The organism is Pseudoalteromonas sp. SR41-8, from assembly GCF_014163915.1.
In the GTDB taxonomy this organism is placed as follows: Bacteria; Pseudomonadota; Gammaproteobacteria; order Enterobacterales; family Alteromonadaceae; genus Pseudoalteromonas; species Pseudoalteromonas rhizosphaerae.
The window spans coordinates 1-18,302 of the sequence record NZ_JACJEE010000033.1; the positions used below are offsets into that span (position 1 = coordinate 1).

General features: G+C 41.4%; 23 protein-coding genes. 13 read left to right on the forward strand and 10 right to left on the reverse strand.

Features of this window, described 5'->3' with window-relative positions; translation table 11 throughout:
* Positions 1 to 95: 95 nt before the first annotated feature.
* The 3 genes from rpsI to zapE all read right to left on the reverse strand — a co-directional run bounded on the left by rpsI (position 96) and on the right by zapE (position 2,319).
* Complete coding sequence (gene rpsI, locus H5162_RS17525; RefSeq protein WP_016710054.1) at positions 96 to 485, reverse strand: 30S ribosomal protein S9; 390 nt, start codon at positions 483 to 485, stop codon at positions 96 to 98.
* 11 nt (positions 486 to 496) lie between these two features.
* Positions 497 to 925, reverse strand: a complete 429-nt coding sequence (gene rplM / locus H5162_RS17530) for a 50S ribosomal protein L13 (protein WP_002957960.1) — start codon at positions 923 to 925, stop codon at positions 497 to 499.
* A gap of 305 nt (positions 926 to 1,230) precedes the next feature.
* Positions 1,231 to 2,319 (reverse strand): cell division protein ZapE, encoded by a 1,089-nt coding sequence (gene zapE / locus H5162_RS17535; protein ID WP_145236796.1) that lies wholly within the window; start codon positions 2,317 to 2,319, stop codon positions 1,231 to 1,233.
* Positions 2,320 to 2,469: 150 nt separating this feature from the next.
* Between zapE and H5162_RS17540 the strand changes: the two genes are divergently transcribed.
* The 3 genes from H5162_RS17540 (at position 2,470) to H5162_RS17550 (ending at position 5,656) form a co-directional block, all read left to right on the forward strand.
* Entirely contained in the window at positions 2,470 to 2,910 is a 441-nt protein-coding gene (locus H5162_RS17540; protein WP_145236792.1) for a YhcB family protein, read from the forward strand.
* A 208-nt stretch (positions 2,911 to 3,118) separates the two neighbouring features.
* Complete coding sequence (locus H5162_RS17545) at positions 3,119 to 4,471, forward strand: Do family serine endopeptidase (protein WP_182732389.1); 1,353 nt, start codon at positions 3,119 to 3,121, stop codon at positions 4,469 to 4,471.
* 102 nt (positions 4,472 to 4,573) lie between these two features.
* Positions 4,574 to 5,656, forward strand: coding sequence for a trypsin-like peptidase domain-containing protein (locus H5162_RS17550; RefSeq protein WP_145236786.1), 1,083 nt, complete (start codon positions 4,574 to 4,576; stop codon positions 5,654 to 5,656).
* Positions 5,657 to 5,702: 46 nt separating this feature from the next.
* Here H5162_RS17550 and murA read toward each other — a convergent pair whose 3' ends face one another.
* Genes murA through mlaF form a run of 7 tightly spaced genes read right to left on the reverse strand, consistent with a single transcriptional unit; the run spans position 5,703 to position 10,362 of the window.
* Complete coding sequence (gene murA / locus H5162_RS17555) at positions 5,703 to 6,962, reverse strand: UDP-N-acetylglucosamine 1-carboxyvinyltransferase (protein ID WP_145236783.1); 1,260 nt, start codon at positions 6,960 to 6,962, stop codon at positions 5,703 to 5,705.
* A gap of 12 nt (positions 6,963 to 6,974) precedes the next feature.
* Positions 6,975 to 7,232, reverse strand: coding sequence for a BolA family protein (locus tag H5162_RS17560; protein WP_145236780.1), 258 nt, complete (start codon positions 7,230 to 7,232; stop codon positions 6,975 to 6,977).
* A 5-nt stretch (positions 7,233 to 7,237) separates the two neighbouring features.
* Positions 7,238 to 7,531, reverse strand: a complete 294-nt coding sequence (locus tag H5162_RS17565; RefSeq protein WP_145236776.1) for a lipid asymmetry maintenance protein MlaB — start codon at positions 7,529 to 7,531, stop codon at positions 7,238 to 7,240.
* Positions 7,524 to 8,198, reverse strand: coding sequence for a phospholipid-binding protein MlaC (locus H5162_RS17570; RefSeq protein WP_182779150.1), 675 nt, complete (start codon positions 8,196 to 8,198; stop codon positions 7,524 to 7,526). The genes H5162_RS17565 and H5162_RS17570 overlap by 8 nt, the downstream gene beginning before the upstream one ends.
* A 6-nt stretch (positions 8,199 to 8,204) precedes the next feature.
* A complete protein-coding gene (gene mlaD, locus H5162_RS17575; RefSeq protein WP_182732388.1) occupies positions 8,205 to 8,753 on the reverse strand; it encodes an outer membrane lipid asymmetry maintenance protein MlaD in 549 nt (182 codons plus the stop codon).
* A gap of 14 nt (positions 8,754 to 8,767) precedes the next feature.
* The gene (mlaE, locus tag H5162_RS17580) at positions 8,768 to 9,547 is read right to left on the reverse strand and encodes a lipid asymmetry maintenance ABC transporter permease subunit MlaE (RefSeq protein WP_145236765.1); all 780 of its coding nucleotides are present in this window, start codon (positions 9,545 to 9,547) and stop codon (positions 8,768 to 8,770) included.
* Complete coding sequence (mlaF, locus tag H5162_RS17585) at positions 9,547 to 10,362, reverse strand: phospholipid ABC transporter ATP-binding protein MlaF (RefSeq protein WP_182732390.1); 816 nt, start codon at positions 10,360 to 10,362, stop codon at positions 9,547 to 9,549. The genes mlaE and mlaF overlap by 1 nt, the downstream gene beginning before the upstream one ends.
* 255 nt (positions 10,363 to 10,617) lie before the next feature.
* Here mlaF and H5162_RS17590 point away from each other — a divergent pair, with 255 nt between their 5' ends.
* From H5162_RS17590 to rapZ, 10 genes are all read left to right on the forward strand, one after another.
* On the forward strand, positions 10,618 to 11,589 hold the full coding sequence (locus H5162_RS17590) for a calcium/sodium antiporter (RefSeq protein ID WP_145236761.1): 972 nt from the start codon (positions 10,618 to 10,620) through the stop codon (positions 11,587 to 11,589).
* Positions 11,590 to 11,614: 25 nt separating this feature from the next.
* Positions 11,615 to 12,586 carry a KpsF/GutQ family sugar-phosphate isomerase gene (locus H5162_RS17595; protein WP_145236758.1) on the forward strand — a complete coding sequence of 324 codons (972 nt, stop codon included), beginning with the start codon at positions 11,615 to 11,617 and terminating at the stop codon, positions 12,584 to 12,586.
* Complete coding sequence (kdsC, locus tag H5162_RS17600; protein WP_182779152.1) at positions 12,586 to 13,137, forward strand: 3-deoxy-manno-octulosonate-8-phosphatase KdsC; 552 nt, start codon at positions 12,586 to 12,588, stop codon at positions 13,135 to 13,137. Before H5162_RS17595 ends, kdsC begins: the two co-directional genes overlap by 1 nt.
* Positions 13,134 to 13,688: an LPS export ABC transporter periplasmic protein LptC gene (gene lptC, locus H5162_RS17605; RefSeq protein ID WP_182779154.1), complete on the forward strand. Its 555-nt coding sequence runs from the start codon at positions 13,134 to 13,136 to the stop codon at positions 13,686 to 13,688. Before kdsC ends, lptC begins: the two co-directional genes overlap by 4 nt.
* Entirely contained in the window at positions 13,678 to 14,211 is a 534-nt protein-coding gene (gene lptA, locus H5162_RS17610) for a lipopolysaccharide transport periplasmic protein LptA (protein WP_145236749.1), read from the forward strand. The genes lptC and lptA overlap by 11 nt, the downstream gene beginning before the upstream one ends.
* Complete coding sequence (gene lptB, locus H5162_RS17615; RefSeq protein WP_145236746.1) at positions 14,208 to 14,933, forward strand: LPS export ABC transporter ATP-binding protein; 726 nt, start codon at positions 14,208 to 14,210, stop codon at positions 14,931 to 14,933. Before lptA ends, lptB begins: the two co-directional genes overlap by 4 nt.
* 66 nt (positions 14,934 to 14,999) lie before the next feature.
* Positions 15,000 to 16,496, forward strand: coding sequence for an RNA polymerase factor sigma-54 (locus H5162_RS17620; RefSeq protein ID WP_145236743.1), 1,497 nt, complete (start codon positions 15,000 to 15,002; stop codon positions 16,494 to 16,496).
* Positions 16,497 to 16,524: 28 nt separating this feature from the next.
* Entirely contained in the window at positions 16,525 to 16,812 is a 288-nt protein-coding gene (gene hpf / locus H5162_RS17625; protein ID WP_145236739.1) for a ribosome hibernation promoting factor, read from the forward strand.
* A 4-nt stretch (positions 16,813 to 16,816) separates the two neighbouring features.
* Entirely contained in the window at positions 16,817 to 17,269 is a 453-nt protein-coding gene (gene ptsN / locus H5162_RS17630; protein ID WP_145236736.1) for a PTS IIA-like nitrogen regulatory protein PtsN, read from the forward strand.
* A 183-nt stretch (positions 17,270 to 17,452) separates the two neighbouring features.
* On the forward strand, positions 17,453 to 18,295 hold the full coding sequence (gene rapZ / locus H5162_RS17635) for an RNase adapter RapZ (protein WP_145236732.1): 843 nt from the start codon (positions 17,453 to 17,455) through the stop codon (positions 18,293 to 18,295).
* The last annotated feature ends 7 nt before the right edge of the window (positions 18,296 to 18,302 follow it).

The following is an 18,302-nucleotide window of genomic DNA, read 5'->3' on the forward strand; positions in this document are numbered from 1 at the left end:
TACTCTCGCTAACTTTACTTTCGCTAACTTTTATAACTCCAAAAACAAAAAACCCAGCAGAAGCTGGGTTTTTGAAATTCTTGATAACGTAAATATTAACGTTTTGAGAACTGTGGACGCTTACGCGCTTTCTTAAGACCCACTTTCTTACGTTCAACTTTACGTGCATCACGAGTAACGAAACCTGCTTTACGAAGTTGTGGACGTAGTGACTCGTCAAACTCCATAAGTGCACGAGTGATACCGTGACGGATAGCACCAGCTTGACCAGTAGTACCACCACCAGCAACGGTGATGTAAAGATCAAACTTTTCAGTCATATCAACAAGCCCTAAAGCTTGACGAACAACCATGCGTGCTGTTTCGCGACCAAAATACTCTTCTAAAGAGCGATTGTTGATTACGATGTTACCAGTGCCTGGGCGTAAGAATACGCGAGCACTTGAACTTTTACGACGACCTGTACCGTAGTATTGATTTGCCATGTTAGTGCTCCTTAAATGTCTAGAACCTGAGGCTGTTGTGCAGCATGGTTGTGCTCAGTACCTGCGTAAACTTTAAGTTTACGGTACATTGCGCGGCCTAAAGGACCACGTGGCAACATGCCCTTAACAGCCTTCTCGATGATCATTTCAGGCTTTGCAGCTTGAAGTTTATCAAAAGTAGTAGACTTAAGACCACCTGGGAAACCAGAGTGAGCATAGTACACTTTATCTTTGAACTTGTTACCAGTTACAGTAACTTTCTCCGCGTTGATAACGATGATGTAATCACCAGTATCTACGTGTGGAGTGTACTCAGCTTTGTGCTTACCGCGTAGGCGATGAGCGATTTCAGTAGCGATGCGACCTAAAGTTTTACCTTCAGCGTCAACTACGTACCAGTCACGTTTTACTGTTTCTGGTTTAGCAACAAACGTTTTCATTTATAAAAATCCAATGTTTTTCAATTAAAACCACAGGTAATTATTATTAATTACCGCTCTAAATGTTTGCTCCAACCCCTTCGAGTTTAAGACTTTTGCGCCATTCAAAAGAGGCTAATCTAATGAAGGCAATAGAACGCAACGTGGCAGACGCGGGAGTATACCAGCACTTTTATCACATTGCTACTCGACGGTTGTTTTTTCCACAAGAAAATTGTTCTATCAGCTATCAAAACTTTGTCCCTATCAACTTAAGAGTCAAGAAAATCTTCTCTTTACCTGACGGCTTATAACTTACAGCTACATTAAACCAAATGCTCTCTTGCTAGGTACTCTAACGACTGCATTTCTTGCAATCGACTAATACAACGTCTGAACTCAAAGTTAAGGTTGCCTTGCGTGTAGAGTTCCGTAATAGGTTTTTCAGCAGAAATAATAAGTGTGACGTGGCGTTCGTAAAACTCATCGACTAACGCAATAAAGCGTCTGGCGGCATCGTCGTTATTTTGGCCAAGCTGTTTTACGTTCGATAAAATAACAGTGTTATATAAACGGCTTATTTCCATATAATCGACTTGGCTACGTGCGGTTTCACACAACTGAGAGAAATCAAACATCACAATACAATCAGCGACCTTACGGGTTTTGATCATTCGCCCTTCGATTTCGATGGGGTGATCGAGTTTACCCGGCTCTGGAGATAACTTATCAAAATACTCAAACAGATTTTTATCGGCTTGTTCATCTAGTGGGCTATGAAATATCTCTGCTTGCTCTAAAGTACGCAATCGGTAATCAATGCCAGAATCCACATTCACAATCTCAGTGTTTGCATTAACAAGTGCGATTGCAGGTAAAAAGCGAGCACGCTGCAAACCATTTCGATATAACTCATCAGGTATAATGTTAGACGTTGCCACTAACACAATGCCGCGCGCAAATAAGGCTTCCATTAAACCACCAAGCAGCATGGCATCAGTAATGTCTTGCACAAAAAATTCGTCAAAGCAGATAATGTCGGTTTCAGCTTTAAAAATATCAGCCACAACTTCTAAGGGGTTAGCAGTTTTGTCTAATTTTTTTAGCTCTTCGTGAACACGGTGCATAAAACGATGAAAATGCACGCGCATCTTGCGTGTTCCCGGCAGCGCCTCATAGAAGGTATCTACCAAATAGGTTTTACCACGCCCTACTCCCCCCCAAAAATACAAACCTTTTATAGGCGCCGTGCTATTTTTATTAAATAGTTTAGAGAACCAGCCTCTAGCTGCGGGCTTTTGTGCTGTTAAGTCATCGAAGAGCCTTTGTAGATGACGTACTGCATTTTCTTGCGCAGCATCGTAAACAAAGTCTTCACGCTGTAAATCTTGTTGGTACTTTTGCCAAGGAGTCATAGATAGTTACAATAAAACACGGTTTAATTTACGCAATATGTTAACACGCATCGTAACTCGGGGTATATTAGCAGCAACAGGATTTATTCTTGAGTACGCAATCTAGGCGTTATTTTATTTTTATGTATTAATTCCCAAAGGGGTAGAATTATGGGTACAGTTACTTGGATCGGCATTATTGTTATTGTGGCAGTAGCTGCATTTTTCCTTGGCGCCTTCGTCACTAAAAAGCAATTTAAGCAAGATGAATTAGAGCAACAAGCAGAACAAGCTAAAAATGCATTAGAGCAATACCGTCAAGATGTTGCAGATCATTTAGCAAGCACTGGTAGACTCGTCAACAAAATGAAAGACAACTACGACCAATTGTTAAATCATGTTGATGAAACTAACAAGCTGCTACTAGCTGATAAAAAACAGCATCCTAACGAACCATTTTTTTCTAAAGAAACGACTGAGCAGCTACAGCGCTCACTAAAGGAACGCCAAAGTGACCGTTCATCGGCACATGCTCAACCTGCTGATTATGTATCAGGTGAATCAGGCTTATTCGCCGGCGAACCAAAAGTAGCCGAGCCGGACAAAGTTTAATTAAGGTTTCAGAAATTTCTAAAGCTTCTTGATGAACTTTTTTTTGACCCCATAGTCTGTTTATAAAGCAGCTTATGTTTTACATGCATTTCAAAACATTCTAAAGAGCGAACCTACTTTAAAATGTTTTGAACTAAATTGATAAAAGGCTGCTTATGCAGCCTTTTTTGTTTGTGCTTTTTCCTGTGATGTGGAGTAAACCCTGACTATGAAAATGAAATTATCGTTAATCAGTGCAGCAATGTTATCTGCCAGTTTATTATTAACCCCTGCAGTATCAATGGCTAAGATGCCTATCGCAGTCAATGGTCAACAATTACCGACGTTAGCGCCGATGCTAGAACAAATAACACCAGGCGTTGTTAGTATCCAAGTCTCCGGTTCAAAGGAAGTCCGTCGTCGCGCTGATCCGCTTGATTTCTTTTTTGGCAATCCGCAACCGCGTAGCCAAAAGCGTGAATTTAGTGGTTTAGGCTCAGGCGTTATTATTGACGCCAAAGAAGGCTATGTCGTTACCAATAACCACGTAGTTCAAGATGCTGAAAAAATGTTGGTTACTCTTGAAGATGGTCGTGAATACGAAGCAACTAAAATCGGTAGCGATAAAGAATCAGACATCGCGTTATTAAAAATTGATGCCGAGGATTTAGTCGCCGTTAAACTGGCAAACTCAGATCAACTACGAGTGGGTGACTTTGCAGTAGCAATTGGTAACCCATTTGGTTTAAGCCATACTGTTACCTCAGGGATTGTTAGTGCACTGGGCCGTAGTGGTTTAAATATTGAAGGTTATGAAGATTTTATTCAAACCGATGCTGCAATTAATCAAGGTAACTCAGGTGGTGCGCTAGTTAACTTAAACGGTGAGCTAATTGGTATTAACACGGCCATTTTAGGTGCATCGGGTGGCAATGTTGGTATCGGCTTTGCGATTCCATCCAATATGATGAAAAATCTCGTTGACCAAATTATTGAACATGGTGAAGTACGCCGTGGCTCACTAGGTATTTCTGGGCGCCCACTGGATGCTGGCCTTGCTAAAGCACAACAGCTTGATGTAAAACAAGGCGCTTATGTTATGCAAGTAATGGATGATTCTGCCGCCAGTGAAGCCGGTATTAAAGCAGGTGACGTAATTATTAGTATTGATGGTAGTGAGATCAGCGGCTTCCATGAACTGCGCAGTAAAATCGCCACGCTAGGTGAAGGCAGAAAGGTAAAATTAGGCATTTATCGTGATGGTAAAGTGCAAACCGTTAAAGTGACCCTTGATGGCGCATCAGCACTAACCGCAGCCGGTGATGAACTACATCCAGCCTTCCAAGGTGCAACACTTGAAAACACCCAAAAGAATGGTAATAAAGGGGTTGAGGTGACAACTGTTGATCCGCGCTCACCAGCGGCTAGAGTAGGCCTTGAAGAAGGCGACGTGGTAATGCAAGTAAACCGTCAGCGTGTTGAAACAATTAGTGACATGAATAAGATCATCGAAAATACTAAAGGTAACATCGTACTTGGAGTACAACGCGGTCGTGAGTCGGTATTTGTTTTAATCCAATAAAATAAATATTAGGTAAATAACATAAATAATAGCAGTGGTACTTGCCGCTGCTATTTTTTTTGTGCCATCATTAGAAGATCGCTCATTAAGAATAAGAAAATTGTGCTGAAATTTTTTAAGTTTGTCCTCCCCCCGCTATTTGCCGGACTCGGTATCGCATTTTTGGTAGTATTTTTTAGCCCAAATATGCGTGCAACGCTGTTACCCAATGTACCCTTACCAAGTGCTATGAGTATTGACCATTTGAGCTTTGCCGATGCAGTACAGCGCGCAGCGCCATCTGTTGTGACAATCATTTCTGAGAGCATTTCAAAGGAACCTCGTTATAAACGGCAAAACACCGTGCAAGAACTTGGCTCCGGTGTAATCATGTCAAGTGATGGCTATATTCTTACCAACTATCATGTGATCAATAATGCTGATCAAATTATGGTGCTGCTTACTGATGGCCGCCGTTATTTTGATGTTCAGCTCATCGGCTTTGATACCATCACCGACTTAGCACTGTTGAAAATTAACGTGGAGCATTTGCCCGTTATTCCAATTAGTGAGCGTTTTACGCCACGTGTGGGCGATGTGGTACTGGCGATTGGTAATCCGCTTAATTTAGGACAAACAATCACCCAAGGGATCATCAGTGCCACGGGTAAACAAAAAATTACCGATAGTCCTTACAATAGCCTACTACAGATGGATGCGGCAATTAATGTCGGCAATTCAGGTGGCGCGCTAGTAAACTCTAACGGTGACTTGGTTGGGATCACCTCTGCACAATTTAAAACCCGAGAGAACCTCGATATCCAAGGCATATTCTTCGCAGTACCTTACTCATTAGCAAAAGAGGTAATGGATAAACTGATCCGTCATGGCCGTGTTGTACGTGGTTATTTGGGCTTCACCGGTACTGCCGTTGATAGTACGGGTAAAGAAGTTAGCGATAAATTCACCCCTGTTGCGGGCTTGCGTATAACCAATCTAGATCCATTAGGTCCAGCATGGCAAGCTGGTATTAAAGAACAAGATATTGTGATTAAAATTGCCGGTGAAGATGTCACTAACCCGCAAAAAACCTTGACCACAATTGGTAATTCAGAGCCGGGGCATGAAATAGAGTTTGAACTTTATCGAAGCGGAGAAGTACTAAAAGTGATGGTGAAGGTTGCAGAGTTAGAGACTAAACTATAAAACCTAGGGCCTAGAAGCTAGGACCTAGGTTCTAGGCCCTAGGCTATTAACTACTTCGACGTTTGATGTTAGCACCTAACGCGCTGAGTTTATCTTCAATCCGTTGATAACCACGATCAACGTGGTAAATACGGTCAACAACCGTCTCACCTTGTGCCACAATACCAGTCAAAATTAGGCTCGCTGATGCACGTAAATCAGTTGCCATTACTTGTGCGCCACTCAAACTCTTAGTGTCACCACAAATTGCCGTATTCCCCTCTAAACGAATGTTAGCACCCATGCGTTGTAGTTCTGGTACATGCATAAAACGGTTTTCAAAAATCGTCTCGGTAATGGTCGCACTGCCATTAGCGACTACATTTAACGCAGTAAACTGCGCTTGCATATCGGTAGGAAAACCTGGGTGTGGCATGGTTTTGATATTAACGGCTTTAAGCTCACGGCCACGCATATCAAGATAAATACTATCTTTATGTACTTCAATCAAAGCATTAGTCGCACGCAATTTTTCAATTACAGGCTCTAAACTATGAAAATCGGTAAGCTTACATAGCACTTCACCACCCGCCATTGCTGCGGCCACTAAAAATGTGCCAGTTTCAATCCGATCTGGCAAGATGCGATGCTCACAACCATGCAGCTTTTCAACACCCTCAATTTCAATACGGCTAGTGCCTGCACCGCTAATTTTTGCCCCCATTGCTGTTAAGCAAGCAGCTAAATCTATAATCTCTGGTTCACGCGCCGCGTTTTCTAATACGGTTTTGCCATCAGCTAAGGTTGCGGCCATTAATAAATTTTCGGTCGCGCCAACGCTGACCATTTCCATGTAGATTTCAGCACCTTTTAAACGCCCATCTACCTTGGCATTGATATAACCATTTTCAACGCTAATAACAGCGCCCATGCGCTCCAAACCTTGAATATGAATATCAACCGGGCGAGCACCAATTGCACAACCACCAGGAAGCGATACTTGTGCTTGACCAAAACGAGCAACCAATGGACCTAATGCTAATACTGAAGCACGCATTTGTTTGACTAACTCGTAAGGGGCTAATGTTTTATCAACTTTCCCACCATCAATCACGAGCTGTTCGCCGTGCCAGTGTATTTCTGCGCCGAGGGTTTTTAATAATGCTTCAGTAGTGCCGATATCACGCAGGCGAGGAACATTATTAAAGGTACTTTTACCGTCAGCTAATAATGCTGCAAACAAAATAGGTAAAGCGGCATTTTTAGCGCCAGAGATAGTGACTTCACCGGCAAGTCCGGTTCCACCCTGAATTACAAATTGATCCATGAGGAAACCTTTTTATTGAGGTAAAATGAATTTTTGTTCGCGCTTCCACTCAGTTGGCGTAAATGCACGGATCGAAACTGCGTGAATTGTGCCGTCAGAAATGGTGTTCATCAACGGACCATATACCAGCTGTTGTTTTTTCACTCGGCTTAAACCATCAAAACAATCGCCGACTGCGATAACTTCATAATGACTACCGTTGGCTTTCACATGTACTTCAGCTAATTGCAATGCGTCGCGCAATAAGGTTTCGACTTGGCTTGTTTCCATAACTCTCACTCAAATAGGTTGGTAACCTGTCCCAACTGCATCAACTTTTGCAGTTGTTCAGGAATATTTTGCAATTCAAGGTGAATACCTTGCTGCTTTAATTCTGCGAAAGAGTGAATTAACCAAGCTAAGCCCGCCGTGTCAACCCTAGACACCTCAGAAAGGTCAAAATACCAGTTTTTATGGTTACTTTGTGAGTTTTTATTCAGAAGTCGTTCAGCGGAAATTGAATTTCGAGTCAATTCACCACTGACTCGATAGTGCTGTTCGTCAAGCTGAGTAACCGTTACTTTACTCATTACCGCCGTCACCTCTAAATTGCACTGGCAACTTACTTTTCTGTTCAAGTAGGTCACTTACATGGTTAATACCTTGCTGGCGCAAAATGCCTTGAAATTCACTTTGCTTGGCATCTAATAAACTAATGCCTTCGGCAACCATGTCATAAGCACGCCATTCGCCATCGCGATCTTCACGTACTTTAAAATCAATTTTAATTTCCGGCTTGCCTGGCTCGACAATTTTGGTTTTCACTAATACTAGGTCTTGTCCTGTAAACTCTTTGCTTGCACCAAACTCTACTTTTTGGTTGGTGTATTGCGTAAACACACCAGCATAAGTAGCGATTAAGTATTCTTGAAACACATCAATAAAATGTTTAATATCCTCAACTGCTTGTTTTTGCTCGGCAGGATCTTTAATCGCACGTACTTTTGATACATGACTTCCTAATACACGCAGTGCAGCATATTTATAATCAATGTAAGGCATCAACTCTTCTTTGACAATAACCCGTAGGTGCTCCTTATCTTTTTCGATTAAAGGCTGGTCACGAGTAATACGTTGAAAAGTATTATCAGATACTTGGCGGACCATTTTATATGGGTCTGTTAAATTGACCGCATCGCTTGCTACGCTAGTGGCACTGAAAGTCAGCGCAACTACCATTAAAAATTTCTTAAACATAATTACTTACTCGCCGCCTTGATTGAATAAAAATTGCCCGATTAACTCTTCAAGCACCAATGCTGATTTCGTGTCAGTGATATAGTCGCCATCATTTAAGGCTTTGCTCTCAACACCAAATAACTCGTCTAACCCTAAGTTTTTATCATCACTCGTTACCGCAACACCTAAACACGCTTGTTCAGCTGATTTTGGGGCAATAACAGGGTTAATCCCCAAGTATTGCTCACCGAGAATGCCTGATGTCAGGATTGAAACTGAGCTGGTATCTGAAAAACGACATTGATATTGCGCATCAATCGTCATATCAACAACTGGCACAAATTCTTGTGGGTGAATTGAAATTCCCTCAACTCGACCAACCACTACACCACCTACTTTAATCGGCGCACGTGTTTTTAATGAACCAATGTTTTCAAACTTGGCTTTCAATAAGTAGGTTTCGCCGTTGCCGCTGATCCCTGCATTGGCAACTTTTAACGCCAACATAGCAAAAGCTGCTATGCCTAACGCAACAAAAAAACCAACTAAAATTTCTAATTTCCGTGAATTCATTATCTATACCTTTATTAGCTAGTAAACATTACCGCTGTCAAAATAAAATCAAACCCTAAAACAGCCAAAGATGAGTGTACAACTGTCTCTGTTGTTGCTTTACTGATCCCTTCAGAGGTCGGTATACAATCGTAGCCTTTATAAAGCGCAATCCATGTAACCACGATGGCAAATACAAAACTCTTGATCATGCCATTTAAAATATCTTGCTGGAATGACACTTGTGACTGCATGATTGACCAAAAACTCCCCGTATCAACACCCAACCAATCAACCCCCACTAAATGAGCACCAATAATTGCAACTGCTGAAAATATCAACGCCAGTAATGGCATACTGATAAAGCCCGCCCAAAAGCGTGGCGCGATAATACGTTTAAGAGGGTCAATAGCCATCATTTCAAGACTTGATAACTGCTCAGTCGCTTTCATTAAACCTATTTCTGCGGTTAATGCACTACCAGCTCGCCCGGCAAACAATAATGCAGTAACAACAGGGCCTAACTCTCTAAGTAAACTCAATGCTACTAATGGGCCTAAGCTATCCTCTGCACCATAACCAACTAGTACGGTGTAGCCTTGCAACGCCAACACCATACCAATGAATAAGCCCGACACCATGATAATCAATAGTGACTGCGAGCCGACCATATATAATTGACGTATTAAAAGCGGCGTGCCTTTTCTAAAATTAGGCAAACTCCACAACGCACCTATCAACATCTGAGTAGAGCGACCAAGTGCAGCAAACCGTCCTAACGTTTTATGACCTAGCATTTGCAAAAAATCAAACATCAGCGGCGCCCTCCCAGTAATTCTTCTTGATAAGGTTGAGCAGGAAAATGAAACGGCACTGGGCCATCAGATAATCCTTTTAAGAACTGCTGAACTAGGGCCGATTCATGATTACGCATTTCATCCGGTGTACCGCTACCAATAACGCCTTGATCGGCAATAATGATAACGTGATCGGCAATACTCATTACTTCTGTTACATCGTGAGTTACGATTAATGATGATAACCCAAGCACTTGATTAAGCGACTTAATCAACTTAACCAACACTCCCATGGAGATAGGGTCTTGGCCTGCAAATGGCTCATCATACATAATTAATTCAGGATCAAGCGCGATTGAACGCGCTAATGCAGCACGACGTGCCATACCACCTGACAGCTCAGAAGGCATTAGATCTTGTGCGCCACGCAAGCCAACAGCTTGTAATTTCATTAGCACCACAAGGCGAATTAAATCTTCACTTAGACGAGTGTGCTCACGCAGCGGAAAAGCGATATTGTCAAACACTGACATATCGGTAAATAATGCGCCGCTTTGAAACAACATACTCATTTTGGTTCGCGCCGCATAAAGCTCTTTGCGCGACATGGTAGGAATGTTATTACCTTCGAATAAAATAGTGCCGCTATCTGGTTTTAATTGGCCACCAATTAAACGCAACATGGTGGTTTTACCAATTCCGCTTGGCCCCATAATTGCCGTAATTTTTCCTTTAGGGACACTAAAGCTCATATTTTTATATATACAGCGATTGCCCCTAGAAAAGCTTACATCCTTGATTTCTACTATTGGTTGCGACAAGTCGCTCTCCATTACTATTTTCACTAGTTCACCTATTTTAAGCGTTTTTACACCAAGATGGAAAAAACAAATCGTAAAATTTTGTAATATTCTATGTAATAGCGCTGCAAAGCTTACAGCCGTTGGCTTAACCGTCGCTTAAATAATTTTTCTCAGTCCAAATCTGTCCATAATCTAACAAGCTTCGCAGATTCTTTTATTTATACTTTCAGGTTGGCTTTTGTTACTATTTGCAGCCATCTCATTTTGAATAATTGGCGTAACGTAATGGTGACTTCTTTTGTCATTTTAATTCTCGGATTTGCAGCTCTCGTTTGGAGTGCAGATCGCTTTGTATATGGTGCTGCGGCACTGGCAAAAAATTTCGGTGTTCCTACTCTTATTGTTGGTTTAACAGTTGTTGCTATGGGCTCGTCAGCCCCTGAAATGATGGTCTCAGCATCAGCTGCGCTTGCAGGTAAAACTGACACTGCCGTGGGTAATGCCGTTGGCTCAAATATCACTAATATTTTACTTGTTTTAGGTATTACCGCGCTATTGCGCCCACTATCAGTATCATCAATGACATTAAAACGCGAAATGCCGCTTGTGCTGCTAGTGTCAATCGCCGCCTGGTATATATTTTCGGATAACTACTTTTCATTTGCTGAAGGCGTTGCATTAATCATAGGCTTTGTGGTCTTTATTGCGGGCTTAGTTATTATTTCTATTCGCGCTAAAAACCAAGCTGATGACCCATTTGTAAGTGAAGCCTGTGAAGACGTACCAGATAACGTGCCCACCAAATCGGCTTTATTTTGGTTAATTATTGGTATGATATTACTGCCTGTGAGCTCACATTTTTTAGTTGGCTCAGCAGTTGATATAGCCAAATACTTTGGCCTAAGTGATTTAGTAATAGGGTTAACCATTATTGCTATTGGCACCAGTCTGCCTGAGCTGGCAGCCTGTATTGCTGGGGTATTAAAAAACGAAGATGATTTAGCACTGGGTAATATTGTTGGCTCAAATATCTTTAACATTTTAGCTGTGTTGCCACTGGCTGGGATTATCAACCCTTCAATTATTGACCCTTCAGCTGCAAACCGTGATGCCTTAATTATGATTGGTGCTACCATAGCCCTTATAGCTATGTCCTTGAGCTTTAAAGGTACAAGACGCATTAATAGAGTTGAAGGTGGCCTGTTATTGGTCGCATTTTTAGCATATCAGAGTTATATTTTTAGCCAAGTTGCTTAATGCTACCCACAAAATGGATAACACAATGACGCAGTTAAATTTTATTGAACAAGGTAAGCGGGTGCTAGAAATAGAGCGCCAAGCACTGCTTGATATAACCCAATATCTAGACGAAAACTTTAATCAAGCTTGCCAATTGATGTATCAATGTCACGGAAGGATCATAGTAGTCGGTATGGGGAAATCTGGGCATATTGGTAATAAAATTGCTGCAACACTGGCAAGCACTGGCACGCCTGCGTTTTTTGTCCATCCGGGTGAAGCAAGTCATGGTGATTTAGGGATGATCACTCGTGATGACGTGGTTATGCTTATTTCTAACTCAGGCGAAACCAGCGAAGTACTGAATATTATTCCGGTTATTAAACGTATTGGCGCAAAAATGATCGCCATGACAGGTAACCCTGAATCATCAATGGCAAATTGGGCTGATGCTCATGTATGCATCAAAGTAAGTCAAGAGGCCTGCCCATTAGGACTCGCCCCGACTGCGAGCACGACTGCAACGCTTGCGATGGGTGATGCAATAGCCGTTGCTCTGTTAGAAACCCGAGGCTTTACTGCCGATGACTTTGCGCTATCGCATCCTGGGGGAAGCTTAGGCAAACGTTTACTATTGTGTTTAAAAGATATTATGCACAGTGGCCCAGCAACGCCTATGATCAATGACAAGCAATGTATCAAAGATGCATTAATCGAAATGTCGGCCAAGGGCTTAGGTATGACGGCCATTGTTGATGACACAGGGCAACTTGCGGGGCTTTTTACTGACGGTGATTTACGCCGAATTTTAGAGCAACGAATAGATATTCATAGCACTTTGATAAGCACTGTCATGACCCGCTCTTGCACTACAGCAACCGCGGATATGCTTGCCGCCGAGGCACTCAATATTATGGAGAATAAGCGTATCAATGGCTTAATTGTAGTTGATGATAAACACCACCCTATTGGTGCTCTTAATATGCAAGATTTGCTCAAAGCAGGAGTTTTATAATGCAGTTTGCTGACTTATATCAGCCACTTTCAGATGATGCGAGCGAGCGAGCACAAAAAATCAAACTCCTGATCTGTGATATCGATGGGGTGTTTTCAGATGGCCGCATTTATCTTGGCAATCAAGGTGAAGAACTCAAAGCGTTTAATACTAAAGATGGTTTTGGTATCAAAGCACTGATCAATAGCGGTTTTGAAGTTGCCGTGATCACCGGTCGTCATTCACAGATAGTTCAGCAACGGATGACTAGCCTGACAGTACCGCATATTTACCAAGGTCAAGAAAACAAGTTGCAAGCTTATCAACAGCTCAAAGATAAATTGCAGTTAACCGATGAACAAATCGCTTACATAGGCGATGACGGACCTGACTTGCCGGTAATGGAATTAGTTGGTTTTGCGGTGGCAGTAAATGATGCTCACCCTTTGATCAAGCGAGTTTCACATTATACAACCATGCTCCCTGGTGGTTTTGGAGCGGTGCGTGAACTCACTGATTTATTAATGCTCGAAAATGGTAAATCATTAACTAGCGAAGGCACAAGCTCATGAATAGTGCGCGTTTAATATTATGCGTATTATTTGTCGGCTGTATGGTATGGCTGTGGTATCCGTATTTTTATCAAAGCACTGCCATAACACAAAACCAAGAAGATATAATAGCAAAACCTGATTATACTGCGGTGGCATTAAAACAAACCGCGTTTGATGAACAAGGTAAAATTAGCCACAAAGTAACAGCTGCAAAAATGGAACTTTACCAACAGTTAGGGTTTACTTACTTTGAACAACCTATTTTTACACTCTATAATCAACAGCAAACGTGGCAAATTAATGCCGATGAAGCCACCCTATATGAAAATCATCAATTAATTTTAGAAGGTAATGTGGTTGCTAAAAACCTGACCAATAATGCCATGATTGAACATATAAACGCAGATAATATTCAGGTTGATATTGAACTACAAACCATGAGTTCAGAACAACCAGTTGAATTAATCGGACCAAATTTAAAGATCACTGGGCGCGGCCTCCATGCCGACTTAAAAGCCGAAGTGGTAGAACTAATTAACCATACGCGAACCATATATTATGACCAATAAATTTGCTCACTTGCTTGTGATACCAAGCTTATTCATTGCCTTTGCAAGCTTTGCTGAAAATACGGCACCACCTGCGGATCAAGTCTCTATCAGTGCTGAAAAGCAGCTTGCCCAACTGAAAGATAATATCGGTATTTTTGAAAAAAATGTTGAAATCATTCATGGTAACCGCCGTATCAAAGCGGATCGACTTGAAGTCCATAAGCGCGAAGATTTAGGCAATAACAAACAATTGCTTGTTGCAACTGGTAACCCTGCTTACTTTGAAGAAAAACAAACTGATGGCACAATAATGAGCGCCAGTGCTGATGAAGTCCGTTACGATGTCGCCAAGCGCTATTTAACGTTAATTGGTAATGCACAAGTCACTCAAGCAGGTCAAAAAATTAATGCCAAAAGCATTACCTATGATATGGACCAACAGCTGATCAGTGCTGAAAAAGGCGCAAGCTCAAACGATCGCGTACACACTATTTTGGTACCTGTTGACAGTAAAAAAGACAAACCTAAAGGGCAGCCATGAGTATATTAAAAGCTGAATTTTTAGCAAAAAGCTATAAAGGTCGCCAAGTTGTAAAAAGCGTGGGTTTAGAAGTTAGCGCAGGCAGCATTGTTGGCTTACTGGGTCCTAATGGCGCAGGTAAAACCACCACTTTTTATATGATTGTGGGTTTAGTACCTAGCGACAAAGGTAAAATAAGTATTGATGATAATGACATCACTTTACTGCCAATGCACAGTCGCGCACGGTTAGGGATTGGCTACTTACCACAAGAATCATCCATCTTTCGTAAGTTAACTGTTTATCAAAACCTGATGGCTATTTTAGAAACTCGTAAAGAGCTGAATAAACAAGCCAGAGAAGAAGCACTAGACAGCTTACTTGATGAGTTTAGCATTCAACATATTCGCGACAGCCAAGGTATGGCATTATCTGGTGGTGAACGTCGTCGAGTTGAAATTGCACGCGCTTTAGCCGCAAATCCAAAATTTATCTTACTTGATGAGCCTTTTGCTGGCGTTGATCCTATTTCAGTGTTAGATATAAAGAAGATTATTGAACACCTTAAAAACCGTGGTATTGGCGTACTTATTACCGACCACAATGTACGAGAAACCCTTGATGTTTGTGAAAAAGCCTACATAGTTTCTCATGGGGAGTTAATTGCATCAGGTACCCCTGAGCATGTACTTGCCGACCAAACAGTCCGCGATGTTTACCTGGGCGAGCAATTTAGGCTATAAAGCCACGCTCGGCTAAGTATCTGCTAGACTTAACGATGATAACAATAAAAGGATTGTTAGAGATACATGAGGCAATCACTCCAGCTGCGCATGGGCCAGCAACTTACAATGACACCACAGCTGCAACAAGCAATTCGCTTATTGCAACTCAGTACATTGGATCTCCAGCAAGAAATTCAAGAAGCACTCGACAGCAATCCATTGTTAGAGCTAGAAGAGCATGAATATTCAGACGACACGGCTGGTAAAAACGAACAAAAACAAGACAACGATGACTTAACTGTTAGTGCATCAGCAGACGACAAGCCCAGCGAATATGAACAAGAAAGTAGCGAAGCATTAAGTAAAGAGACTTTAAGTGACGAAATGGCTATGGACGTCACCTGGGACGAATACATGAGTGCTGCGCCAAATACGTCATCCGGCCCAATGCCTGAAGATGAGTCAATTTATCAAGGTGCTTCAACTGAAACCCTGCACGAATATCTGATGTGGCAATTACAGCTCACACCTTTTAGTCCAACCGATGAAGCTATTGCCATTGCGATTGTTGAAGCTGTTGACGATTCAGGTATTTTAACCTTGAGCTGCGAAGACATCGCAGAGAGCTTAAATCAAGGTAATAACGAAGAAGAAATCGAACTAGACGAAGTGCAAGCAGTGTTAAAACGCATTCAGTTATTTGACCCTGTTGGTATTGCTGCGCGCAGCCTACAAGAATGTTTATGTATTCAATTAAATCAATTTGATCCTGCAACTCCTTGGATTAGCGAGACTAAAATGATTTTAACTGATCATATCGATTTATTAGCTAGTCGTGACTATCGCACTTTGATGAAAAAGACTAAGCTTAAAGAAGATGAGCTGAAAGAAGTAATGACATTGATCCACAGCCTTAATCCAAAGCCTGCGGATACTATAGTACGCGAAGAATCAGAGTATGTTATACCTGATGTTTCGGTGAAAAAAATTAAAGGTCGCTGGGTGGTTGAACTTAATCCAGACAGCATGCCAAAAATTAGAGTGAACAGCCAATATGCGGCAATGTCACGCTCAGTAAAATCAAGCACTGACAGCCAATTTATACGTTCGCATTTGCAAGAAGCTAAATGGTTTATTAAAAGCCTAGAAAGTCGTAACGAGACGTTACTCAAAGTAACTAACTGCATTGTAAAACAACAGCAGGGATTCTTTGAGCATGGCCCTGAAGCAATGCGACCTATGGTACTAAACGACGTTGCTGAAATGGTTGAGATGCACGAATCAACAATATCTCGCGTAACGACACAAAAGTACATGCATACCCCCCGTGGTATTTTTGAGTTAAAGTATTTTTTCTCAAGTCATGTAAGCACTGAGAACGGCGGCGAATGCTCTTCGACAGCTATTCGAGCATTGATCAGAAAATTGATCAGTGCAGAAAACTCAGCGAAACCATTGAGTGATAGTAAGATTGCAGATATATTGGCAGAGCAAGGTATCAAAGTAGCTAGACGGACTATTGCAAAATACCGCGAGTCGCTGGCTATTCCACCGTCAAATCAACGTAAAAGTTTGATTTAAGGCGTAAAATCACAAGAGGAAAATGCTTATGCAACTAAATTTAACTGGTCGTCACGTAGAAATTACTGATTCATTAAGAGACTATGTAAACAATAAGTTTGCCAAGCTTGAAAGGCATTTTGATCATATCAATAATGTCCATGTTATTCTTGATGTAGAAAAACTAAGCCAAAAAGCAGAGGCCACATTACATGTCAGTGGCGCTGAATTATTTGCCTCGACTGAGCACCAAGACATGTATGCAGCTATTGACGGACTAATCGATAAACTTGATCGTCAAGTAATTAAACACAAAGAGAAGCACGCTCGACACTAACACTATGAAATTAAGCTCACTTATTTGTCAGGACTGCAGTAAAGCTGCGGTCCTTTTTAATAGCAAAAAACGGATCATTGAATTTATAAGCCAATTGGCTCATGAACAGCTCCCTCAGCTATCACAACAAGAAATCCTCAACGCACTACTATCGAGAGAGAAACTAGGTAGTACCGGTATTGGTCGTGGTATTGCTATCCCTCATGGCCGTATGAGTGGTGTTGAAAACCCGCTAGCAATAATTTTAGTGAGTGAATCACCGGTTGATTTTGATGCGATTGATAATCGCCCAGTTGATATATTTGTAGCCCTCATCGTACCAGATGGTGACAGCCAACTTCATTTGAAGACGTTAGCCACAATTGCTGATAAACTCAATAACAAAGATTTTTGTAAACAACTACGTAGCGCAAAAACAGACCAAGATTTGTATCATGTAATTGCAGCTCAATCGTAGTCATACCAATTGTATTGAATTAGAGAGTAATTATTGCAACAGGAAAATAGCTCTAGAACAAGGTGGAAATTATGAGATATAGTTGTTCTATATAAATAATTTTAAACAAAGTTAGTGGGTTATTTAACAAGCAAGAATGAGCATGTTTTTAATAAAATTGGTATTAAATGAAGGAGAATTTACATGGAGTTAATCATCATCAGTGGGCGTTCTGGCTCAGGTAAATCTGTTGCTTTACGTGTAGTAGAAGATCTTGGCTATTATTGTGTAGATAATATTCCAGTTAACTTATTACCGTCATTAGTACGCAGTGTCTCTGATAATTACGACAAAATTGCCGTCAGTATCGATGTTCGTAATTTACCGAAAGAGCAGGAAGAATTTAACGACATTCTTGAATACTTGCCTGGTTTTGCAAATCCGACGCTATTTTATTTAGACAGTGATGATCAAACCCTGATCAAACGCTTTTCTGAAACCCGCCGCTTACACCCATTATCTTTGGATTCTTTGCCACTGGATTTAGCCATCAAGCAAGAAAAAGTGTTGCTTGATGTATTAACTACTCGTGCTGATTTCATGCTTGATACCACAGATCTCAGTGTCCACCAGCTTGCTGAGTCAATCCGTGAAAAGATTTTAGGGAAAAAAGATAAAAAACTAATCATCACCTTTGAATCATTTGGTTTTAAGCATGGTATTCCAAAAGAAGCCGATTATGTATTTGATGCACGTTTTTTACCTAATCCACACTGGGAGCCTGAGTTAAAACCGCTCACAGGCCTGGATCAACCAGTAAAAGATTATTTAGCCAGTCACAGTATCGTGCAAAAATTCACTTGGCAGATCCAAACCTTTGTACAAACTTGGTTACCGCACTTAGAACGTAATAACCGCAGTTACTTAACAATTGCTATTGGTTGCACCGGTGGTCAACATCGCTCAGTTTATCTAGCGCAAACTATAGGTGAAAGCTTCTCGATGAGCCACAGTAATGTGAAAATTCGCCATCGTGAACAAGAATAACAACTCA